Genomic DNA, 21,722 nt, shown 5'->3' with positions numbered 1-21,722 from the left:
TGCCGAATCTTGCAATTTGCCCGGTCAGCAAGCTGCCTGTTTCATGGGGCTTACACAGGTTTGCCACGCTTGGGTGAAATCTCGCAGGCGGCCTTGTGGATGGAATATTTCTTTCCAGATACGCGCCATGGCCAGCACATCGCCGGGTGCGGGAAGGGCGGGGCGTTGTTGTTCCACCAGCAACCAGGCGATGGCCGTGGCGTAGCGCAGGTTCACGGTCAACTCCAACTGAGGCGCGCTGAGGAACGCATGTTGGCTGGCCAGCCCGCGCACCAGGCTGGCGCGCTCCGGGTCCAGGGCCAGGTAGTCATCCCAGAGGGCGCGGTGGCGTGGTTCGGTGATGCTGTAGAGGCCATGGCCGCGCCGGTCATGCAGCGCCGAGCCCAGTTCTGACTGGCTGGCGGCAATGCCCAGCAGCAGGGATTCGGCTGTAGAGCTGTGACGGCCGAGGTACATCAGCGTCGGCCGGATCACATAACGACACAATTCACTGGCGGCAATACCCATACGAGCCTCAGTCCTTACAAAGAGTGGACGAGCCTGAGAAGGGGGGCTTGGCAGCAATGAATCGGATCTCAGGCCCGTCGTAAGCGGATCATGCCGCTTGACTTGAAGTGTAGTGTCATATTCCTGATGTAAAGGACTGTTTTTAAAACATCTTCTGCAATCGGTTATAACGTTTATATCGATTTGTACTTAGCGCCACGGACTCAAGGCCAAATTCCAGGCAATAAAAAACCCTGTTGTTCAAACAGGGTTTTTGAGGTTTCAGCGACGCGGGTCGATCAGGCGGTCAGTGCCTGACGGGTACGATCGATCACGGCCTGCAGCGGTTCTGCGCTGGAGTATTGATCGGGGTACAGGCGTTCGCTGTGACGAGCGATGCCGTGTTCGTTGACCAGGGTGAAGCTGAAGCAGCCTTTGCGAGCAGCCATGATCAGGCAGTTCATTGGGGCAAAAGCGTTGGTGAGGGCGCGAATGGCATCCTGAGTGTGGATTTGAGCGTTCATATTATTGGTGTTCCTACAAATGACACGGATAAGAACCGTGCAACGTTAAAACGTTCCAGTAACGCTGATCACCATTGATCAAACGAAGAACCCGACTGGAACAAAGCAGCCAGTTTGAAGCGCTATGGAATTAGGCGCGCTTGGGCTGGCAGGTAGGTACTTAGGAGGGCAGGCAACACAACAGGGGCAAAGGTTCTGGGCCCGGGGTGAAGATCCTGATCAATTTGCAGGTTGGTTCGGTCAGAGTATTGGAACTTCGCGACACCCTTTGCTTGTTCAAAGGCAGTGTCGTCGCAAGGAATACCTGGAAACCATCGAGGTGGCCGATCCCATGTGGTTCAGGGGACGTATTCGACCAGAATTGACTTTCAGCTTGGTACTAACGCCGCGGATAGTAACGGATTGAAACAGGGAAGGGAAGGCCGATGGCAAAAAAACTTCGATCAGCCGCCGAGCAACTCGCGATAGACCAGTACGGTCATGGACGCGGCCAGGGCGCACCCCAGCCCATAGGCGGCGAGCGTCAATCGCAAGGACTGGCCGGTCTCGATCATGTGGATCACTTCGCGCATGTCATTGATCTTTCCGTCACTGAGTTCGATGCACAGGACCACGGCGGTAAAGGCTGCTGACAGCAAGATAGCAATGGCGAACAGTGCGCCGTCCGGAGAGGGGAGCGCGGCATTGATTCCCAGGGAGGTCGCGCAGATGGCCAGTAGCAGCCCGGCGAATAACAGAATTCCTTTCATCGGCCCTACTGGTTTGCATTGTCGGTGGCGCAGTGTGGCGAGCCGAGGCGGATTTGAAAAGCCCTCGGGTTTGCCCGGTCAGTAACATGTTTAACCGGTGTTGAATCAAAAAACGCCGCCGATATAACCAGTCGATCGGGACTTGTGCACATTTGTGGCCAAGGGTGTAACCCTGCTGTCACTGGTGTGCAAGTGCGCCCATTTGCCTGTAATCAAAATTTAAGTCAATGAAAAATCTCGCTTTTTTTTATTGGTGAAAAAATCGTCAGTTTGACTGCGGCCCCCGTTCCATGGGGCTTTGCGCCTGTTCTAGGGGGGTTGTCCACTGAGTTATCCACAGCTTCTGTGGATTGTCCCGAGCGCTTGCTCTAGGACGGGCGTGCACGGTTTTTTCAGCTTTACCTGTACGAAAAAAAGAGTAGAGTGGCGCGCCTTCCGTTCTGCCCCACAGTGCTTTATGAAGTTTCGCTCAGTATCACCTTCTGTTACCGACACGCCCCAAACTGTTACCGCACCCAAGCGTTTTTCCTTGAAGGTCGCATTGTGGCTGCTCGACAGCCCGCGCCTGGGGCAGAGCACCAATATCAAGCATCTCGCCGGACGCTTGCTCAAGCAGCCCGCCCGCGAAGGCGTGGTGGCCGCTCAGAGCCGTCTTGGCCAACTGATGTGCCGCGAGTGCGGAAATGCCCGTGACCGGCGCATCGGCCACGATTTGTTGCGTTCGGCTGCTCGCGCCGGCGACCGTCGCGCCCAGCGCGAACTGGGCCAGGTCGAAGACTGAGCTGTCCTCCGGCCTTAGGCTTGGTTAACCTTGATCTTTTTCGGTGATGGCAGAAATGGCTATGGTGTTTGACTGGACCAGTATCGCCTTGGGTCTTGTGGGTGCAGCCGTGCCGCTACTGGCGCTGTGCTGGCAACTCCAGCGGCGTCTGACCGCACGCACCACCGGTTGGGAGCTGCTGGAAGAACGCCTGGCAACCGCGCAACTGGCCCAGGAAGGGCTCGCCGCGCAACTGGACGCCAGTCGCGATGAGATCAGTGACCTCAGCCAGGCCAATGCCGCCAAACAAGCCGACCTGGCGGCGCTGCGCCGTGAAGTCGAGTTGTTGCAGATCGACCGCGATAACGCCCGCGATGCCGCGCACGCCTGGAACCTCGACCGCAGCGCCAAGGAAACCGAACTGCGTCGCCTTGACGCCTTGGCCGCTGCCCTGAGCGCCGAATTGCGCGAGCAGCAAGAGAGTCATCAGCAACGACTCACCGACCTGCAAGGCTCACGGGACGAGCTGCGTGCGCAATTTGCCGAGCTGGCCGGCAAGATCTTCGACGAGCGTGAGCAACGCTTCGCCGAAACCAGTCAGGAGCGGCTGGGCCAACTTCTGGACCCGCTCAAGGAACGTATCCAGTCCTTCGAGAAGCGTGTCGAAGAAAGCTATCAGAACGAAGCCCGTGAGCGCTTTTCCCTCGCCAAAGAGCTTGAGCGCCTGCAGCAATTGAACCTGCGTCTGTCGGACGAAGCCACCAACCTGACTCGCGCCCTCAAGGGCCAGAAAACCCAGGGCAACTGGGGTGAGCTGATTCTTGAACGGGTGCTGGAGCACGCGGGCCTGGAGAAGGGCCGTGAGTACCAGACCCAGGTCAGCCTCAAAGGCCCGGATGGCGAGCGTTTCCAGCCCGACGTGCTGATCATGTTGCCGGGCGACAAGCAGGTGGTGGTCGACTCCAAGGTCAGCTTGACCGCCTATCAACAGTACGTTGCGGCGGATGACGAGGTGATTGGCCAGGCCGCCTTGAAGCAACACGTGCTGTCCTTGCGTAATCACGTCAAAGGCTTGGCCGGCAAGGACTACAAGCGCCTGGAGGGTTTGCACAGCCTGGATTTCGTCCTGCTGTTCGTACCGATCGAGGCTGCCTTTTCTGCGGCATTGCAGGCCGAGCCCAACCTGTTCCAGGAAGCCTTCGACCGCCATATCGTAATCGTCAGCCCCACGACCTTGCTCGCCACCCTGCGCGTGATCGACAGCCTGTGGAAGCAGGAGCGCCAGAGCCAGAACGCACGGGAAATTGCCGAGCGTGCCGGTTGGCTGTATGACAAGTTCGTGCTGTTTATCCAGGACCTGGACGAAGTGGGCAACCGGCTACAACAGTTGGACAAGGCCTACAGCGCGGCGCGCAACAAGCTGACGGATGGGCGTGGGAACCTGGTCAGCCGTACCGAGCAACTCAGGTTGCTCGGTGCCCGCGCCAGCAAGAGCTTGCCGGCGGATCTGCTGGAGCGGGCGATGACCGATTCGGATGGCGTGGCGCATCTCCCGGAATAAATACGGGGCTAAATTGTAGGAACGGGCTTGCTCGCGAAAGCATAGTGTCAGTCAACACATCTAAAACTGACACACCGCTTTCGCGAGCAAGCCCGCTCCCACAAATAGATCGAATACAACCCCGTTACAGGGGCAAATGTCTGCTCAATAGCGCCCGCAACGCCGCCGGCTTCACCGGCTTGGCCAAGTAATCCAACCCCGCCCCATGCACCTCGGCCACCATCTCCGGTCGCCCATCGGCACTGATCACTACGCCGGGAATCGGCTCGGCCAGTTGCGCACGCAGCCAGCCCATCAACTCGGTACCGGTTTCGCCGTGGTCCAGGTGGTAATCCACCAACGCCAGTTGCGGGCGGATGCCCTCGGCCAGCAATGCCGCGCATTCGGCCTGATTGGCGGCCGTCCAGACTTCACAGCCCCAGCGCGTGAGCAGGCTGCGCATGCCGATCAGGATGCTGTCTTCGTTATCCACACACAGCACGCGTGCGCCACTCAAGGGCAGGCCGGTTTCTGCGGGCGCCTTGGGTTGCACGCTGGTCTGGTTACGGGCCAGCGGCACGCACACGCTGAAGACGCTGCCTTTGCCCGGCCAGGAGCGCACGCTCAGGCGATGGCCCAGCACGCGGCACAGGCCGTCGGCAATCGCCAGGCCCAGCCCCAGGCCCTTTTCGGCACGGGTCTGGTGACTGTCCAGGCGCTTGAATTCTTCGAAGATCACCTTTTGTTTATCGGGCGCAATACCAGGCCCGCGATCCCAGACCTCCAGGCAGAGTTCGCCCTTGCGACGACGTACGCCCAGCAGCACCGGGCCGTCGGCATAACGGAATGCATTGGTCAGAAAGTTCTGCAAAATCCGCCGCAGCAGCTTGATGTCGCTGTCCACTCGCAAACGGCTGCCGCGCCAGCGGAAGCGCAAGTGTTGCTCCTGGGCCAGCGCCTTGAATTCTGCTCCCAGGGTGTCGAACAGCTCGTTGAGAACAAAGGGCTGGCGTTGTGGGTTGATCTTGCCGTTTTCCAGGCGCGAAATGTCCAGCAAATCGCTGATCAGGTCTTCGGCCGAGCGCAGTGAGCTATCCAGATGCTGCACCAACTGCCGTGCCTCGCCGGACAGGCCATCGGTCTGGTGCGAGAGGGCGGCGGAAAACAACCGCGCAGCGTTCAGCGGTTGCATCAGGTCATGGCTCACGGCCGCCAGGAACCGCGTCTTCGACTGGCTGGCGGATTCGGCCACGCCCTTGGCGTCGGTGAGGGCCACGTTCAGTTGCGACAGTTCATGGGTGCGCTCGGTCACCCGCTGCTCCAGGCCCTCGTTGGCCTCGGTCAGCGCTTGTTCGGCTTCGCGGAACGCGGTGATGTCGGTGAAGCTCATGACAAACCCGCCGCCGGGCATCGGGTTGCCGATCAACTCGATCACCCGGCCGTTGGGGAACAGGCGCTCGGAGGTGTGCGCACGCCCCTGGCGCATCCAGTGCAGGCGACGCGCCACGTGCACCTGCGCTTCACCAGGGCCACACAGGCCGCGCTCGGCGTTGTATCGAATGATGTCTGCAATCGGCCGGCCGACGCTGATCAAGCCGTCCGGGTAGTTGAACAGTTCCAGGTAGCGCCGGTTCCAGGCCACTAGCTTGAGCGACTGGTCCACCACGCTGATGCCCTGGGTGATGTTCTCAATGGCACCTTGCAACAGAGCGCGGTTGAACTGCAGCACTTCCGAGGCTTCGTCTGCGATACGGACCACGTCCTCCAGCTGCATTTCCCGCCCTTCAATTGCCGCTTTCACCACCGCCCGCGTCGAGGAGGCCCCGAGTACGCCGGCCAGCAAGCGTTCGGTGTGGGCGATCCAATCGTTATCGGCATTCTGGTTGGGGTTGAAGCCTTTGCCCTGGCGATAGGCGAAGCGAATAAAACTCTGCTGGGCCCGTTCTTCCCCGACGAAGCGTGCCGCCAGGCTGAGCAGGTCGCTGATCTGCACCGACAGCATGGAGCGCGCACTCGCACGCTGGCTGATTTCCTGGCCGATAAAACGGCCTGCCTGCCAGTGCTCGGAAACCCGTGTGCGCGACAGCATCGACACCCACACGAAGAGGGTGAAGTTACCTGCCAGGGAGAACACGGTGCCCAGGGTCAGCGACGTGACCGACAGCCCGAACGGGTGGGAATGCATCCAGGTCAGGCCGGGGAAAAGGCTGAGCGACCAGCCCAGACTTTTCGCGGTCACTGGCAAGACCAGCGTGTAGAACCACAGGAAAGTACCGGCGGCCAAACCGGCAAACACGCCACGCCGGTTGGCCTGCTTCCAATAGAGGGCGCCGAGCATCGCCGGGGCCAGTTGGGTCACAGCGGCAAAAGCGATCTGGCCGATGGTCGCCAGGCTGGCGGTGGAGCCCAGCAAGCGGTAGCTCACGTACGCCAGCAGCAGGATGATCACAATGCTCACCCGGCGAACCGACAGCATCCAGTGACGGAAGACTTCGAATGGCCGCTCGGCGCTGGATCGGCGCAACAGCCAGGGCAGCAGCATGTCGTTGGAAACCATGGTCGACAAGGCGATGCTCGCTACGATGACCATGCCAGTGGCCGCCGATGCACCGCCAATGAATGCCAGCACGGCGAGGGCAGGATGGGCCTCGGCCATTGGCAGGCTGATCACATAGGAGTCCGGCAGCACCGAGCTGGGCAACAGCATCTTGCCGCCCAGGGCGATGGGCACCACAAACAGTGCCGCGAGGATCAAATAAGCCGGGAACACCCACTTGGCCAGGCGCAAATCCTGGGGGTCGATGTTCTCCACCACCGTCACATGAAATTGTCGCGGCAGGCAGATGATCGCCATCATGGCGACGCCGGTCTGTACCACCATCGAAGGCCAGTTGATGGTCTCTTTCCAGTATTCCTCAAGGCGCGGGGCGAGCATGGCCTGGCTGAACAGATCGCCGAAACCGTCGTACAAGCCGTAGGTGACAAACGCACCGACGGCGAGAAAAGCGAACAGCTTGACCAGCGACTCAAAGGCAATCGCCAGCACCATGCCGCGGTGGTGTTCGGTGGCGTCGAGGTTGCGTGTACCGAACACGATGGTAAACAGCGCCAATACCAGCGACACAATCAAGGCCGTGTCCTGGGCGCGGGTGCCGGTGGTGTCGGGGCCGGCGCCGATCAGCAGGTTCACGCCCAGCACGATGCCTTTGAGCTGCAGCGCGATATAGGGCAGCACGCCGACCAGGCAGATCAACGCCACCACCACCGCCAGGGACTGGGATTTGCCGTAGCGGGCGGCGATAAAGTCGGCGATTGAGGTGATGTTTTCCTGCTTGCTGATCAGGATCATCTTTTGCAGCACCCAGGGTGCCAGCACCAGCAACAGCACAGGTCCCAGGTAGATCGGCAAGAATGCCCACAGCTGTTCGGCCGCTTGGCCTACGGCGCCGAAGAAGGTCCAACTGGTGCAGTACACCGCCAGCGACAGGCTATACACCCAGGCACGCACGCGCGGCGGCAGCGGCGCATGGCGGCGGTCACCGTAAAAGGCGATGGCAAACATAGTGGCCATATAGGCCAGGGCAACGGCGGCGATCAGCCCGCTGGACAGCGTCATGGTAACTCCGAGCATAAGAACACCCGGGCATTCCAGGCCCGGTTGGACAGTCTCGCATGATGCCTGGTGTTAGTCAGTGTCGACCAAGGTCGTGTGGGATCGAATGTCGCAGGCGGCGCTCAGCGTGGCGGCAGGGTTTTCTGGCGCAGGATGTAGATCGTCACCAGCACCGCACTGGTCAGCATAAAGCCCCGTGCCCATGGCAGTGGTACCAGGTAGCAGGAAATCGAGATGCTCAGCCACATCAAGCCGATGGCGTAGACCTTGCCTTTGAGCGGGATGCCATTGCCGTCCAGGTAATCGCGCACCCAGGGCCCCAGGCGCGGGTGTTCCACCAGCCAGTGGTAGAAGCGCGGGGAGCTGCGAGCGAAGCAGGCGGCGGCGAGTAGCAGGAAGGGTGTGGTCGGGAGTACCGGCAGGAAAATACCGATGACTCCCAGCGCTACGCTTAGCCAGCCGATGGCCAGCAGCGCATAGCGCAGGAGCAGTGGACGGTTGCCCATGGGTTCCACGGGCAAGCGACTCAGTGGTGACGTGGCTTGAGGATCGCCGGTTTTTCGTCAGGCGCGTTGCACAGCAGGTACAGCGCGGTCAGGGCTTCCGGGATCTGCACGATCATGTCGTCCATCAGGTTGGCGTCGGCGGCGATGTCGGAGAACTCTGCTTCCTCTTCGAACAGGCCCGAACCGACCATGATCGGCAGCAGCATTTCGCTGACTTCTTCTTCGGCGGTTTCGAACCAGGCGGCTTCGCGCAGAAATACGCCTTCCATGAAACCGATGCACCAGCCGCGCAGGTCGGAGTCATCCGGATCGTCGCCCAGGTCCAGCTCGCACGGCAACTCGAACTCTTCGTCGGAGGCCAGTTGGCGCGCGATGTGGGCCTTGAGGGCGATCAGGGTGGATTCGATTTCTTCGCGATGGGCGGCGTCGCTGTAATGAGGCTCTTCAGCGAACAGCGCGTCGATCCATTCACGGTCCGGGACGGGGTCGGAGCAGATCGACAGGGCGGTCAGGTAGCCGTGGGCGGCCACGTAGTCCAGCGCCTCGTCATGCAGCTCATCGGCGTCGAGGAAGGCTTGCAGGCGGGTTAGTTGCTCAGCGAAGGACATTGAAGGGCTACCTTGGGAATAAACGATGCTGAATTCTAGGCTTTCTTGAGCGCCCAGGCCAGCCGCACGGCATATTTGCCCGGTTTTAGCCTGGTGCGTCTATTCGTCAGTCGCGCCCTTTGGTGGATAACGCTCGGGTATACTGCCGCGTTTTGTGATGCCCCTGCAGGCCCAGCGCCAATCCGGGAAAACTTCGCTTACGGATTATTTTTCGTGGGCGCGGATATTTTCGGCCAGCCTGTATTGAGGGATTTCGGCACCATTTTGGAGTTTTACATGCTCGAGCAGGCTCAACGCGTCCTCAAGGACATCTTCGGCTACGACAGTTTTCGTGGCCGCCAGGGTGCGATCATTGAGCGCGTGGCCAGTGGCGGCGATGCCCTGGTGCTGATGCCTACCGGTGGCGGCAAGTCGCTGTGCTTCCAGGTGCCGGCGCTGTTGCGCAATGGCCTGGCCGTGGTGGTGTCGCCGCTGATTGCGTTGATGGACGACCAGGTCGCCACCCTTGAAGAACTCGGTGTCGCCGCCGCGTCGTTGAACTCCACCCTCAGCGCCGAGCAGCAGCGCGACCTTGCTGCACGCATCAAACGTGGCGAGGTGAAAATGCTTTACCTTGCGCCGGAGCGCCTGGTGCAGCCACGCATGCTGGCTTTTTTGCAGAGCCTTGAGATCGCTCTGTTCGCCATCGACGAAGCCCACTGTGTGTCGCAATGGGGCCACGATTTCCGCCGCGAATACCTGCAGCTTGGCCAATTGGCAGAACTGTTTCCCGATGTGCCGCGTATCGCGCTTACCGCTACCGCCGACAAGCGCACCCGCGAAGAGATCGTCGAGCGCCTGCATTTGCAGAACGCCGAGCGCTTCCTGTCGAGTTTTGACCGGCCCAATATTTTCTACCGCATCGTGCCCAAGGAGCAGCCGCGCAAGCAGTTGCTGGCGTTCCTGTCCGAGCGGCGCAGTGACGCGGGCATCGTGTATTGCCTGTCGCGCAAGAAAGTCGACGAGGTCGCGGCGTTCCTCTGTGAACAAGGCTACCCGGCGCTGCCTTACCATGCCGGCCTGCCCAATGAAACGCGATCAGCGCACCAGAAACGCTTCCTGAACGAGGAAGGCCTGATCATGGTGGCGACCATTGCCTTTGGCATGGGCATCGACAAATCCAACGTGCGTTTCGTGGCGCACATGGATCTGCCCAAGTCCCTTGAGGCCTATTACCAGGAAACCGGGCGTGCCGGCCGCGATGGCCTGCCGGCGGATGCCTGGATGGTCTACGGCCTGCAAGACGTGGTGATGCTCAAGCAGATGCTGCAGAACTCCGAGGGCGACGAGCGCCACAAGCGCCTGGAGCAGCACAAGCTCGATGCCATGCTTTCGTTGTGCGAAGAGACCCGCTGCCGCCGCCAGACCCTGCTGGCGTATTTTGACGAAGACATGCCTGAGCCCTGCGGCCACTGCGATAACTGCATCGACGGCGTGCAAACCTGGGACGCCACCGAACCGGCGCGCCAGGCGTTGTCGACGATCTATCGCACCGGCCAGCGTTATGGCGTGGGCCATCTGGTGGATGTCCTGCTGGGCAAGGACAACGAAAAAATCCGCAGCTTCGGCCACGAAAAACTCTCGGTGTACGGTGTCGGTAAAGCTCGCGCCGAAGGTGAGTGGCGTTCGCTGTTTCGCCAGATGGTTGCCCGTGGGCTTGTCGACATCGATATCGAAGGCTACGGCGGGCTGCGCCTGAATGACAGTTGCCGGCCGTTGCTCAAGGGCGAAGTGAGCCTGGAACTGCGCCGTGACCTCAAGCCGCAGACCACCGCCAAAAGCAGCAGCACCAGCCAGGCCAGCCAACTGGTGCGGGGTGAAGAGCGCGAACAATGGGAAGCCTTGCGCACCCTGCGGCGCAAACTGGCGCAGGAGCACAGCGTGCCACCCTACGTTATCTTCCCCGACTCCACCCTGCTGGAGATGCTCCGCGAGCAGCCCACCACCATGGCCGAGATGGCCCGGGTCAGCGGTGTGGGCGCGCGTAAACTGGAGCGCTACGGCCAGGCCTTCCTGGAAGTGCTCGGCGGTCAGGCCGAAGCGCCGAAGGAAATCGCCGATATTCGCCACGAACTGATCAGCCTGGCCCGTGCCGGCATGACCCCGATCCAGATCGCAGGCCAACTGCAATGCTCGGAAAAAAACGTGTACACCTTGCTTGCCGAAGCCATCGGCAAGCAGCAATTGTCCCTGGAGCAGGCCCTTGATTTACCTGAGGATTTGCTCGGTGAAATCCAGGACGCCTTTCTCGATGGAGAAGGCGAATTGCCAGCTGTCACCGAAATTGCGCCGTTGTTTACCGGGCGTGTTCCGGAAGGCGTTTTGTACTGCGTGCGTGCCGCTTTGCAGTCTGAATTCGAAATTTAGTGTGCCAATTACGACAATGTAACGAATCAGTACATAGCGGGCCTTGCCTATGGGCAGGGCTCATGCTTAGCTGACTAATAATTAGCCATACTTTATTTTCAGTCTTAAACACGAGTTTTTTATGCCGTTAACCGATCAACACCGTTTTGGCATGCAGTTGGCGCAAATGTCGCGAGGTTGGCGCGCCGAACTGGACCGCCGCCTGGCGGGGCTGGGCTTGTCCCAGGCGCGCTGGTTGGTGCTGCTGCACCTGGCCCGTTTTGTCGAAGCACCCACCCAGCGTGAATTGGCCCAAAGTGTCGGCGTGGAAGGGCCCACCCTGGCTCGTCTGCTCGACAGCCTCGAGGGCCAGGGCCTGGTGCAACGCCAGGCCGTAGTGGAAGACCGTCGTGCCAAACGTATCCTGCTGTGCGACACCGCCCAACCGTTGATCGACCAGATCGAAGCCATTGCCACGGCGTTGCGCCATGAATTGTTCGTGGGCGTAAATGAAGAAGACCTGCGGGTGTGCATGCGGGTGCATGAGCACATCCTGGCGAACCTGGAAAAGTCCTGATCTGCAAAATGTAGGAGCGAGCTTGCTCGCGAAAAACGCCAACGATAACGCGGGCTTCCTGAATAAACGCGGCGTCTGTGGGTTTTTCGCGAGCAAGCTCGCTCCTACAAAAGTCCTTGGCAATCCTTTCCTAGAACGTCTGGCCCAGGTTCAAGTACACCGCCTTCTGATTATCATCATTGAACCCATAGCTGAAATTCAGCGGCCCCAGTGGTGTATCAAACCCCAGGAAAATACTCGCGGCGTTGATATAGCCGCTGTCGAACTCGTTATCGTTGTTCCACGCCCGGCCCCGTTCCAGGGATGCACCCAGGTACAACGGGAAGTCCAGCGGCAGGTAAGAACGGGGGGTGAGCCTGCGGAAGTACACCGCGCGCATGAGGCTGATGTTCTGTCCCGAAATCGCATCCTGGCGGAAGCCCGACAATTGCCGTGCGCCCCCCAGCAGGAAGCTGGAAATCACCACATCCGAATTATCCAGTGTGCGACCGTAACGACCGCCCAGTATCAAGGTGTCCGGCCCGTGGCTCATGGCCTTGTCCAGCTTGAATTCCCACTGGCGGTAGCGCTGGTCGGAGCCCAGGCCGGGTTCGAACTCGCGAAAGGCCAGGCCGATGTCTTCGCCGCTGTGGGGGAAGTACACGTTGTCCAGGGAGTCGAAGGAATATTTGAGTTCATAGAAGCCTTCGCTGAAGCTCACGCTCGGCAGGTCGCGGTCGCCAATGCGCACGTCCGCCTTGCCCCAGGCTTCGCCCACGCCAAAGCGGATCTCGCCGCTGTTGCCGATCTGCCGGCCCACATTCAAACCAAAGCCATAGCGTTCCAGGCGGTATTCGGAGATGGGGTCGTTGTCCAGGATCAGCTCGACATTCTGTGCCTCGGCCCTGATATAGGGGGCCACAAAGTAGCGTGAGCCGGTGTCCATGGGCTGGTAGAACTCGCTGTAGAGCTCCTGCCGATCACCAATCTGCACCCGTGTGAGCCATTCCGCGCCGAGGCGGTTGATGCCGTTCACACGGTAACTGGCGCCGAGGTTGAAGGCGCTATCACCGCGCATGTCATCCGAGAGGTTCAAGCCCAGTCGCAGGTAGTCGGTGCCGCTGCGCTTGCCGCGTGCGCTGATCACCAGGGTGTTGTCCTGGCCCTTTTTCACTACGCGGTATTGCACCTGCTCGAAGTAATCCAGGCCGTACAGGGTGCCCATGTCCGATTGCAGGCGGCCCAGATTCAAAGGTTCTCCCAGGCCCTGGCGAATGTAGTAGCGGATAACGTCATCGCTGACCTTGGAGTCGTTCTCCACCTGGATCGCGGTGATCACCGGGGTGCGTTCGCCCGGCGTGCGCGCGGCTACCAGGTCGGCGTCGATGGGTTCGGCAGGGCGCAGGTGTGCCAGGCGTACGTCGAGGGCACGGGTGGCGCGGTAGCCAGCGTCGATCATGTCCTTGGCGCGGCCAAAGTCGGTGACGCCATAAGCGGCCAGCGGTGGTTGGATCAACACATCCTTGGGGTTCAGGGCCTTGAGCTGCTCTTCGGAGTTGCGCCGGGTCATCAGGGTGATGGACTGGTTGAGCACATCCACCACGGTTGCCAATTGCTTGCGCGAGCGTAGCGGGGTGCCGATGTCGACCACGATGGCGATATCGACGCCCATCTCCCGCGCCACATCCAACGGAATGTTGTCGGTCATGCCGCCATCTACCAGCAGGCGGCCATCCAGCTCCACCGGGGCGAACACCGCGGGGATCGACATGCTGGCGCGTATCACCTGGGGCAGGTGGCCTTTGCTGAACACCACTTTTTCGCCGGTGGTGATGTCGGTGGCCACGGCGCGGAATGGGATCGGCAGCTTGTCGAAATTACGTGTGTTGCTGCTGTGGGCGAACATGCTTTCCAACAGCAGTGCCAGGTTCTGGCCCTGGATCACGCCCAGCGGCAGGCCGAGGCTGCCATCGTCGCGGAAACTGAGTTTTTGTTTGACCAGGAAATCCCGGTCATCCTGTTTGCGCCGAAACGGTACGTCTTCACGTGGTGGCGCGTCAGACAGGGCCTGCTGCCAGTCGATACCCAGCGCCAACTTCTCCAGCTCGTCGATCTTGTAGCCTGACGCGTACAACCCGCCAATCACCGCGCCCATGCTGGTGCCGGCAATCGCATCGATATGAATACCTTGCTCTTCAAGCGCCTTGAGCACACCGATATGCGCCAGGCCACGGGCAGCCCCGCCGGACAGCACCAGACCGATTTTCGGGCGGGGGGCTTCTACCGCGTCGGCAAGTAGGGGGACAAGGCACAGGAACAGGCAAGACAGCAGGCGGCGCATCATCAATCTCGTGGCTGGGCGACAAAGGCCGCTATTATAGCCACCCGATTCGCTGAGCCTGTTACGCCAGGAGCCGCTTAATGATGTCTGCATGCAAACCCGAGATCGTTATCACCTATTGCACCCAGTGCCAGTGGTTGCTGCGCGCCGCGTGGCTGGCCCAGGAGCTACTCAGCACCTTCGCCGATGACTTGGGGCGCGTGGCACTGGAACCGGCCACCGGCGGGGCCTTTCGCATTACCTGCGATGGCGTGCAGATTTGGGAGCGCAAGGCCGATGGCGGTTTTCCCGAGGCCAAGGTGCTCAAGCAGCGAGTGCGCGACCAGATCGACCCCCAGCGCGACCTCGGGCATAACGACCGTACCGTCTGAAGTCAGGCCGGCGCCGGTTGCTTGGCCTGGCTGGCGCTGCCCATCAGGCCGGAGAGCACGATGGCGACGATGATCAAGGCGCCGCCCAGCAGCATGCGCAGGGTCGGGGTTTCGGCAAACAACAGCCAGGCCACGGTGATGCCGTAGACCGGTTCCATCGCAAACACCACCGAAGCGGTGCGCGCCTTGATTACGGCAAGGCTGGCGACAAACAGGCTGTGGGCGAGGCCGGTACAAAACACCCCCAGCAGCCCGATCCACAGCCAATCTATCCCTCGCACATCCGCCAACCCCGGCGCGGCCACGGGCAGCAGGCACGCGGCGACCACGACGTTCTGGCACAGCGCGGCCTGTACCGCTGGAATGCGCCCGGAACTGGCGCGATTGTTCAGCGACAACAACGAGAACAACAGGCCCGAGGCGATGCCCCACAGCAGGCCGCCCGTGGCTTCGCTGGCGAGATTGAAATCCGGGGTCACAAGCACCAGGCCAACGGTGACCAGCACCACCAGCAGCACTTCATTGGCCCGAATACGCTCGCGGAAAATCAGCCCCTCAAGGATCACCGTAAAGGCCGGAAAGGCGGTGAACCCCAAGGTCGCCACGGCCACGCCGGCGACTTTGACGGCGATAAAGAACGTCACCCAATGGGCAGCCAACAACACGCCGCTGACCAGCAGCCGGCGCCAGTCACGCATCTCCAGTTTTTTCCAGGGAGCGTTGCTGGCAAAGCGCGCAAATACCGCCAGCGCCAGCACGGCAAACGCCGCCCGGCCAAATACGATGATGGCGGGGGAGGCCGCCGCCAGCTTGCCGAACACGCCGGTGAGGCCAAACATCAATGCGCCGATATGCAGGGCGCCGAGGGCTGAGCGGGGAGTCATTGCGATCCTTGATCCAACAGGGGGTGACAGCCTCGCAGTCTAGAGGGTTGGCGGGTGGGCGTCTGTCGCGGGTGGGGTGATTTTTAGCGCAAGACTCTTGCTAGCCCGCTCGACGCAATGCACCGGGCGAGGCGCCAAACGCCCGAAGCATGGCGGCGCAAAATGCACTTTGCGAGGCGTAGCCGACGCGCTCGGCAATCTCGCCGATGGGTAGGGAGGTTTCGCGTAAAAGCCTGAGCGCCAAGTGCAAGCGGCGACTGCGTAGATAGTCCATCGGCGTTTGCCCGCACTCCGCCATGAACCGCGCATGCAGGCGCGGCACGGACAAATCGGCAATCCGCGCCAGGTCGGCCACCTGGAGCGGACGCGCCGCATGGCGCTCGATATGGCTATTTAACGCGGCATAAGGCAGACGCCGGCCAGGCAGCGGTTGAGCTTGAGGGTGGTTGAGGCTGGCCAGTAACAACACAGCGCCTTGCTGGACGATCAGCGGGTCGTGCACCGGGCTTTGTGCCAGCCACTGCACTAACTGGTGTTGCCGGGCATCCAGCGCCAGGCGCGCGGGTTGGTCGAGCAAGCGGCGGCTGGCATCGGCATGTTCGCCCAAGGATTGCACCACCCAGTGCTCGGTCGGCACATCCAGCACCAGGCAGCGGCTGCCATCGCGGCTGATGCAGGCGTGGTGGGCGGAGAAGGGCAGCACCATCACGCTGCTTTCGCGTACCTGGCTGCCACGGCCATCGACTTCCAGGTCCAGGCGCCCGGAAAGGCCGAACACCAACTGCGCATGGTCATGGCTGTGGGCAATGGGCGCTTCGAGGTAGTGGCGTAGCGTGAGGGTCGGGCTCATCGCGGTCTCCAGGGCGGCAAGCCGTCAGTCTACAACGCTTGGCGGGCCGCAGGCGCTGTCATCAGACTGACGCACGCTTGTCATGGGCTATTAATCGCCAAGGCGCAAGCTCGCCAAAACAGCGTCGAGGGATACCCATGACCCGTGCCGAGTTCACCAAGCCCAGCCGCAAGCAACGGGTGCGAACCCTGTGGATTTCCGACGTGCACCTGGGCACTCGGGATTGCCAGGCCGAACACCTGTCGCACTTTCTCAAGGGCTACCATGCCGACAAGGTCTACCTGGTCGGTGACATCATCGACGGTTGGAAACTGCGCGGCGGCATGTATTGGCCTCAAGCCCACACCAACGTGATCCGCCGCTTGCTGACCATGGCCAAGCGTGGCACCGAGGTGATCTATGTCACCGGCAACCATGACGAGTTCCTGCGTCGCTATTCCAAGCTGATCCTGGGCAATATCCAATTGGTCGATGAGGCTGTGCACGTCACCGCCGATGGCCGCCATTTGCTGGTGATTCATGGCGACCAGTTTGATGTGATCACGCGCTATCACCGCTGGCTCGCTTTCCTCGGCGACTCGGCCTACGAGTTCACCCTGACGCTGAACCGCTGGCTGAACCACTGGCGTGCGCGGTATGGCTACGGTTATTGGTCGCTGTCGGCGTACCTGAAACACAAGGTCAAGACGGCGGTGAGTTTTATCAGCGATTTCGAAGAGGCGATTGCCCACGAGGTGACCAAGCGGGAATTGCACGGGGTGGTGTGCGGGCATATTCACCATGCCGAGATTCGCAAGGTGGGCGAGGTGGATTACCTCAACTGCGGGGATTGGGTGGAGTCGTGCACGGCCTTGATCGAGCACTGGGATGGGCATATCGAGTTGTATCGGTTGGCGGATGCGCAGGCCAAAGAGGCACTGCTAAAGGCTGAAATGGTCGCTGGCTGAACCTGTGGCGAGGGAGCTTGCTCCCGTGACGGCCTGACAGCCGACGCTGATCTACCTGACACCCCACGATTCAAATGTGGGAGCGGGCTTGCCCGCGATGGCGGCGGGTCAGGCAATTAATCTGCAACTGAACCACCGCCATCGCAGGCAAGCCAGCTCCCACACGTAATCCTGTTTCTTCAGTTGGAAACGTCGGCGATGGCTTGAGCCAGCAACGTCAAGCGCGTCGCATCAACCCCAGCCACGTTAGCCCGCCCCGAACTGACCATATACACACTGTGCTTCTCGCGCAGTTGCTTGACCTGCTCGGCACTCAAGCCGGTATAGGAAAACATCCCACGTTGCGCGCCGATATGTGCGAATTTCTCGGCCAGGCCATGGGGCGCAAGCGCTTCCACCAATCCGGAGCGTAACTGAGCGATCCGCGAACGCATGGCCTCGACTTCCTCGCTCCACTGCTTTTTCAACTGTGCATCACCGAGGATGGTCGCCACCACGGCGGCACCGTGATCCGGCGGTGTCGACCACAGGTTGCGAGCGATATTCGCCAGTTGGCTACGCACATCGGTGAGCTTTTCAGCATCCGCCGCACACACGATCAATGCACCCACGCGGTCGCGATACAGGCCGAAGTTCTTCGAGCAGGAGCTGGTGATCAGCACTTCCGGCAGCTCGGCGGCAAACAGGCGCACCGCCCAGGCGTCCTGCTCCAGGCCATCGCCAAAGCCCTGGTAGGCGAAGTCGATCAGCGGCAGCAACTGGCGTTCACGCACGATCTGTAAGACCTGGCGCCAGTCATCCTGGGACAGGTCAAAGCCGGTCGGGTTATGGCAGCACGCGTGCAGCAATACCACGTCGCCCTTGGGCACGCTGGACAGGGTTGCCAGCATCGCCGTCACATCCAGGCGGTTGTCGCTGCCCACGTAAGGGTAATGACTGACCTTGAGCCCGGCCTTGGCAAAAATGGTTTCGTGGATCGGCCAGGTCGGGTTGCTCAGCCACACGCCACGGCCCGGCAGGCTGTGGGCGATAAAGTCGGCGCTCAAGCGCAGGGCACCGGTGCCGCCTGGGGTTTGCGTGGCGCCAGCACGGCGGTCGCGCAGCAAGGCTGAGTCGGCGCCGAGCACCAGTTGGCTGATCAGGGTGCCGAAGGCTGCATCGCCATGGCCACCGATATAGGTTTTGGTCACTTGAGTGTCGACCAGGCGCTGTTCCGCCAGCTTCACCGAGTGAGGAATCGGCGTGAGGCCTTGGTCGTCCTTATAGACACCTACGCCCAGGTCGAACTTGTTCGGGTTGGCGTCCTGAGTATACAGGTCCATCAGCCCGAGGATCGGGTCGCCGGGCACGCGGTCGATGGCATCGAAATGCATTACTTGCGGCCCTCGGCGGTCTTGGCCACTTCGTCGGTGCGCGCGGCCATGATGAAGTCGTTGCGGTGCAGGCCCTTGATGGAGTGGCTCCACCAGGTCACGGTGACTTTGCCCCACTCGGTGAGCAGGCCTGGGTGATGGCCTTCGGCTTCGGAGATTTCACCCATGGCGTTGGTGAAAGCCAGGGCAAATTTGAAGTTCTTGAACAGGAAAACCTTTTCCAGCTGCATCACGCCGTCGCGCACTTCGATGTTCCAGTCAGGGATCTGCTTGATCAGCACCGGCAGTTCTTCATCGCTGACTTGCGGGGCATCGGCGCGGCAGGCTTCGCAGTGGGCTTGGTTCAAGGTGGTCATGGAAGGTGTCCTGAATTCGAATGATTGAAGGTCAGTGGCGTTACCCTAAAGCAACGCGGGGCCAGGGAACAGACTCACCTGGCCTTAAAACGCAAGGTTCACGCGGCTTTGGGCTTGGGTGGGAATTTCGGTGCGTGCAGACCCAACTGCATACCGCGCTCCACCATACCCATGATGTCCTCCTGCGCCACGTCGAACAGGCGCTTGAGCTCGGGCAATACGAAGTACAAAGGTTGCAGGATGTCGATGCGATAGGGGGTGCGCATCGCTTCCAGCGGATCAAAGGCCTGGTGCTCGGGCTCGTCCGACAGGCAATACACACTTTCTTTAGGCGACGACAGAATGCCGCCACCGTAGATACGCCGGCCCTGGGGCGTGTCCACCAGGCCGAACTCGATAGTCATCCAGTACAGGCGCGCCAGGTACACCCGTTGCTCCTTGGTGGCCGCCAGGCCGAGCTTGCCGTAGGTGTGAGTGAATTCAGCGAACCAGGGGTTGGTCAGCAGCGGGCAGTGGCCAAAGATCTCGTGAAAAATATCCGGCTCTTGCAGGTACTCCAATTCTTCACGGGTGCGAATAAAAGTCGCCACCGGAAACTGCTTGCTGGCCAGTAATTCAAAAAAGGTTTGGAAGGGGATCAGCGCCGGCACGCGGGCGACTTGCCAGCCGGTGGTGTCGGCCAGCACCTTGTTGATTTCGCCCAACTGGGGAATGCGGTCCAGAGGCAGGCCGAGCTTGTCGATACCGTCCAGGTATTCCTGGCAGGCGCGGCCCTCGATCACTTTCAATTGGCGAGTGATCAGGGTGTTCCACACCGCATGTTCTTCTGGCGGGTAGTGGATAAAACCTTGCGCATCGGGCTCGCGGGCCACGTAGTGCGTCTGCTTCATACGGCTCTCCTGCTAGGCATTCGTTCTTGTTATGTCCTGGGATGCTCCTATTGATAACCGGATAGGCGGCGGATTCCACCAGCCTTAACGGACTGGCGTAGGAAAAATTACCGATTATCGTAAAGTATTCGTTACGACAGGCGCGCTAGTCGCAGCTATGGGCTGGGAAAAGCCAACGCGCTGTCACATAATCTTGACGACTATCTGCGCCCAGCGACAAAAAGCCGCGGCGCCTACTCCCTTTTCGAGTCTTTCCATGCGTATCAAAGTGCACTGCCAGAACCGCATCGGCATCCTGCGGGACATCCTCAATCTGCTGGTGGAGTACGGCGTCAACGTCGCCAAGGGCGAAGTCGGCGGCGAGCATGGCAATGCCATCTACCTGTTCTGCCCCAATCTGGTGAACATGCAGTTCCAGGCGTTGCGCCCGCAGTTCGAGGCGATTGCCGGAGTGTTCGGGGTCAAGCGGGTAGGGCTGATGCCCAGCGAGCGGCGGCATATGGAGCTCAATGCGTTGCTCGGCGCCCTGGAATTCCCGGTGCTGTCCATTGATATGGGCGGCTCCATCGTGGCCGCCAACCGTGCGGCGGCGCAGTTGCTTGGCGTACGGGTAGATGAAGTGCCGGGGATTCCCCTGTCGCGTTATGCCGAGGATTTTGACCTGCCGGAACTGGTGCGCGCCAGCAAGTCACGAATCAATGGCCTGCGGGTCAAGGTCAAGGGTGACGTATTTCTGGCGGACATCGCGCCCCTGCAATCCTCCGAGCACGATGACAGTGAAGCCATGGCCGGCGCCGTGCTCACCCTGCACCGTGCCGACCGTGTCGGTGAGCGTATCTATAACGTGCGCAAGCAAGAGCTGCGCGGTTTCGACAGCATCTTCCAGAGCTCTAAGGTCATGGCCGCAGTGGTACGTGAAGCGCGGCGCATGGCGCCGCTGGATGCGCCACTATTAATAGAAGGCGAAACCGGCACCGGCAAGGAGCTGTTGGCCCGGGCCTGCCACTTGGCCAGCCCGCGCGGGCAGTCGCCGTTGATGGCGCTCAACTGCGCGGGGTTGCCCGAGTCGATGGCCGAGACCGAACTGTTTGGTTATGGCCCCGGCGCATTTGAAGGGGCGCGGGCGGAAGGTAAGTTGGGCCTGCTTGAGCTGACGGCGGGCGGTACCTTGTTTCTCGATGGCGTGGGAGAAATGAGCGCGCGCTTGCAGGTCAAGCTGCTGCGCTTTCTGCAGGACGGTTGTTTTCGCCGGGTGGGCAGTGATGAAGAGGTGTACCTGGACGTGCGGGTGATCTGCGCGACCCAGGTAGATTTGTCGGAACTCTGCGCCCGGGGTGAGTTTCGTCAGGACCTTTATCACCGGCTGAATGTGCTGTCGCTGCATATCCCGCCGTTGCGCGAATGCCTGGATGGCCTCGCGCCGTTGGTCGAGCACTTTCTCGACCAGGCCAGTCGGCAGATCGGTTGTCCTCTGCCCAAGTTGGCCCCCGCCGCTATGGACAAGCTCAGCCACTACCACTGGCCGGGCAACGTGCGGCAGCTGGAAAACGTGCTGTTCCAGGCGGTGTCGTTGTGCGAAGGCGGCACGGTCAAGGTTGAGCATATTCGGTTGCCGGATTATGGCGTGCGTCAGCCGCTGGGCGATTTTTCCCTGGAGGGTAGCCTGGAGGATATCGTCGGGCGCTTTGAAAAGGCGGTGTTGGAAAGCCTGTACGCCGAACACCCGAGCAGTCGCCAGTTGGGCAAGCGCCTGGGGGTGTCGCACACCACCATTGCCAACAAACTGCGTGATTACGAAGTGCTCAAGGCCGATCGTAGTTAAAACGGTGGGAGCGGGCTTGCCTGCGATAGCGGACTGTCAGTTGGCATATCAGTGCCTGCCCAACCGCTATCGCAGGCAAGCCAGCTCCCACATTGGTTGGGTATTGCCCACGGCATCAGCGCCCGGCATCAATCCCCTGTGGGAGCGGGCTTGCCCGCGAT

General features: G+C 60.9%; 19 protein-coding genes. 7 read left to right on the top strand and 12 right to left on the bottom strand.

The features are described from left to right. Nucleotides 1-24 precede the first annotated feature (24 nt). The 3 genes from ACP7CZ_RS16960 to ACP7CZ_RS16950 form a co-directional block, all read right to left on the bottom strand. Nucleotides 25-507: a hypothetical protein gene (locus ACP7CZ_RS16960; protein WP_054899027.1), complete on the bottom strand. Its 483-nt coding sequence runs from the start codon at nt 505-507 to the stop codon at nt 25-27. Between the two features lie 278 nt (nt 508-785). Then, nucleotides 786-1,010: a hypothetical protein gene (locus tag ACP7CZ_RS16955; RefSeq protein WP_034128340.1), complete on the bottom strand. Its 225-nt coding sequence runs from the start codon at nt 1,008-1,010 to the stop codon at nt 786-788. Nucleotides 1,011-1,453: 443 nt separating this feature from the next. Further along, nucleotides 1,454-1,759 carry a hypothetical protein gene (locus tag ACP7CZ_RS16950; RefSeq protein ID WP_034128341.1) on the bottom strand — a complete coding sequence of 102 codons (306 nt, stop codon included), beginning with the start codon at nt 1,757-1,759 and terminating at the stop codon, nt 1,454-1,456. Between the two features lie 457 nt (nt 1,760-2,216). Between ACP7CZ_RS16950 and ACP7CZ_RS16945 the strand changes: the two genes are divergently transcribed. Together ACP7CZ_RS16945 and rmuC are read left to right on the top strand one after the other, a co-directional pair. Then, on the top strand, nt 2,217-2,540 hold the full coding sequence (locus tag ACP7CZ_RS16945; RefSeq protein ID WP_034128342.1) for a hypothetical protein: 324 nt from the start codon (nt 2,217-2,219) through the stop codon (nt 2,538-2,540). 175 nt (nt 2,541-2,715) lie between these two features. Then, nucleotides 2,716-4,080, top strand: coding sequence for a DNA recombination protein RmuC (gene rmuC / locus ACP7CZ_RS16940; RefSeq protein ID WP_169918249.1), 1,365 nt, complete (start codon nt 2,716-2,718; stop codon nt 4,078-4,080). A gap of 124 nt (nt 4,081-4,204) precedes the next feature. Here the strand turns inward: rmuC and ACP7CZ_RS16935 are convergent, their stop codons facing one another. The 3 genes from ACP7CZ_RS16935 to ACP7CZ_RS16925 form a co-directional block, all read right to left on the bottom strand. Continuing rightward, nucleotides 4,205-7,675 (bottom strand): hybrid sensor histidine kinase/response regulator, encoded by a 3,471-nt coding sequence (locus tag ACP7CZ_RS16935; protein WP_294187691.1) that lies wholly within the window; start codon nt 7,673-7,675, stop codon nt 4,205-4,207. A 119-nt stretch (nt 7,676-7,794) separates the two neighbouring features. Continuing rightward, a complete protein-coding gene (locus ACP7CZ_RS16930; RefSeq protein ID WP_019818414.1) occupies nt 7,795-8,178 on the bottom strand; it encodes a YbaN family protein in 384 nt (127 codons plus the stop codon). A gap of 20 nt (nt 8,179-8,198) precedes the next feature. Then, nucleotides 8,199-8,786, bottom strand: a complete 588-nt coding sequence (locus ACP7CZ_RS16925) for a YecA family protein (RefSeq protein ID WP_034128344.1) — start codon at nt 8,784-8,786, stop codon at nt 8,199-8,201. Between the two features lie 276 nt (nt 8,787-9,062). Between ACP7CZ_RS16925 and recQ the strand changes: the two genes are divergently transcribed. Together recQ and ACP7CZ_RS16915 are read left to right on the top strand one after the other, a co-directional pair. After that, a complete protein-coding gene (gene recQ / locus ACP7CZ_RS16920) occupies nt 9,063-11,192 on the top strand; it encodes a DNA helicase RecQ (protein ID WP_014719373.1) in 2,130 nt (709 codons plus the stop codon). 121 nt (nt 11,193-11,313) lie between these two features. Beyond that, the gene (locus tag ACP7CZ_RS16915; RefSeq protein ID WP_294187698.1) at nt 11,314-11,748 is read left to right on the top strand and encodes a MarR family transcriptional regulator; all 435 of its coding nucleotides are present in this window, start codon (nt 11,314-11,316) and stop codon (nt 11,746-11,748) included. A gap of 130 nt (nt 11,749-11,878) precedes the next feature. Here ACP7CZ_RS16915 and ACP7CZ_RS16910 read toward each other — a convergent pair whose 3' ends face one another. Continuing rightward, on the bottom strand, nt 11,879-14,068 hold the full coding sequence (locus ACP7CZ_RS16910; RefSeq protein WP_034126768.1) for a patatin-like phospholipase family protein: 2,190 nt from the start codon (nt 14,066-14,068) through the stop codon (nt 11,879-11,881). Nucleotides 14,069-14,151: 83 nt separating this feature from the next. Here ACP7CZ_RS16910 and ACP7CZ_RS16905 point away from each other — a divergent pair, with 83 nt between their 5' ends. Further along, nucleotides 14,152-14,439, top strand: coding sequence for a SelT/SelW/SelH family protein (locus ACP7CZ_RS16905; RefSeq protein WP_014719371.1), 288 nt, complete (start codon nt 14,152-14,154; stop codon nt 14,437-14,439). 2 nt (nt 14,440-14,441) lie between these two features. Here the strand turns inward: ACP7CZ_RS16905 and ACP7CZ_RS16900 are convergent, their stop codons facing one another. Together ACP7CZ_RS16900 and ACP7CZ_RS16895 are read right to left on the bottom strand one after the other, a co-directional pair. Beyond that, entirely contained in the window at nt 14,442-15,323 is an 882-nt protein-coding gene (locus ACP7CZ_RS16900; protein WP_054898654.1) for a DMT family transporter, read from the bottom strand. A 100-nt stretch (nt 15,324-15,423) separates the two neighbouring features. After that, nucleotides 15,424-16,173 (bottom strand): helix-turn-helix domain-containing protein, encoded by a 750-nt coding sequence (locus ACP7CZ_RS16895; protein WP_294187701.1) that lies wholly within the window; start codon nt 16,171-16,173, stop codon nt 15,424-15,426. Nucleotides 16,174-16,310: 137 nt separating this feature from the next. Between ACP7CZ_RS16895 and ACP7CZ_RS16890 the strand changes: the two genes are divergently transcribed. Next, nucleotides 16,311-17,120: a UDP-2,3-diacylglucosamine diphosphatase gene (locus tag ACP7CZ_RS16890; RefSeq protein ID WP_014719368.1), complete on the top strand. Its 810-nt coding sequence runs from the start codon at nt 16,311-16,313 to the stop codon at nt 17,118-17,120. 179 nt (nt 17,121-17,299) lie between these two features. Here the strand turns inward: ACP7CZ_RS16890 and ACP7CZ_RS16885 are convergent, their stop codons facing one another. From ACP7CZ_RS16885 to phhA, 3 genes are all read right to left on the bottom strand, one after another. Beyond that, the gene (locus tag ACP7CZ_RS16885) at nt 17,300-18,493 is read right to left on the bottom strand and encodes an amino acid aminotransferase (protein WP_294187705.1); all 1,194 of its coding nucleotides are present in this window, start codon (nt 18,491-18,493) and stop codon (nt 17,300-17,302) included. Further along, nucleotides 18,493-18,849, bottom strand: coding sequence for a 4a-hydroxytetrahydrobiopterin dehydratase (locus tag ACP7CZ_RS16880; RefSeq protein ID WP_003192995.1), 357 nt, complete (start codon nt 18,847-18,849; stop codon nt 18,493-18,495). Before ACP7CZ_RS16880 ends, ACP7CZ_RS16885 begins: the two co-directional genes overlap by 1 nt. A gap of 98 nt (nt 18,850-18,947) precedes the next feature. After that, nucleotides 18,948-19,739, bottom strand: a complete 792-nt coding sequence (phhA, locus tag ACP7CZ_RS16875) for a phenylalanine 4-monooxygenase (protein ID WP_294187713.1) — start codon at nt 19,737-19,739, stop codon at nt 18,948-18,950. Between the two features lie 256 nt (nt 19,740-19,995). Between phhA and ACP7CZ_RS16870 the strand changes: the two genes are divergently transcribed. Beyond that, a complete protein-coding gene (locus ACP7CZ_RS16870; protein WP_003192990.1) occupies nt 19,996-21,561 on the top strand; it encodes a sigma-54-dependent phenylalanine hydroxylase transcriptional regulator PhhR in 1,566 nt (521 codons plus the stop codon). Nucleotides 21,562-21,722 lie beyond the last annotated feature (161 nt).

It is taken from the genome of Pseudomonas sp. DWP2-2 (assembly GCF_049897065.1).
In the GTDB taxonomy this organism is placed as follows: Bacteria; Pseudomonadota; Gammaproteobacteria; order Pseudomonadales; family Pseudomonadaceae; genus Aquipseudomonas; species Aquipseudomonas paracarnis.
Note: the sequence above shows the minus strand (reverse complement) of the source record. Positions and strands in the feature narration are given on the sequence as shown.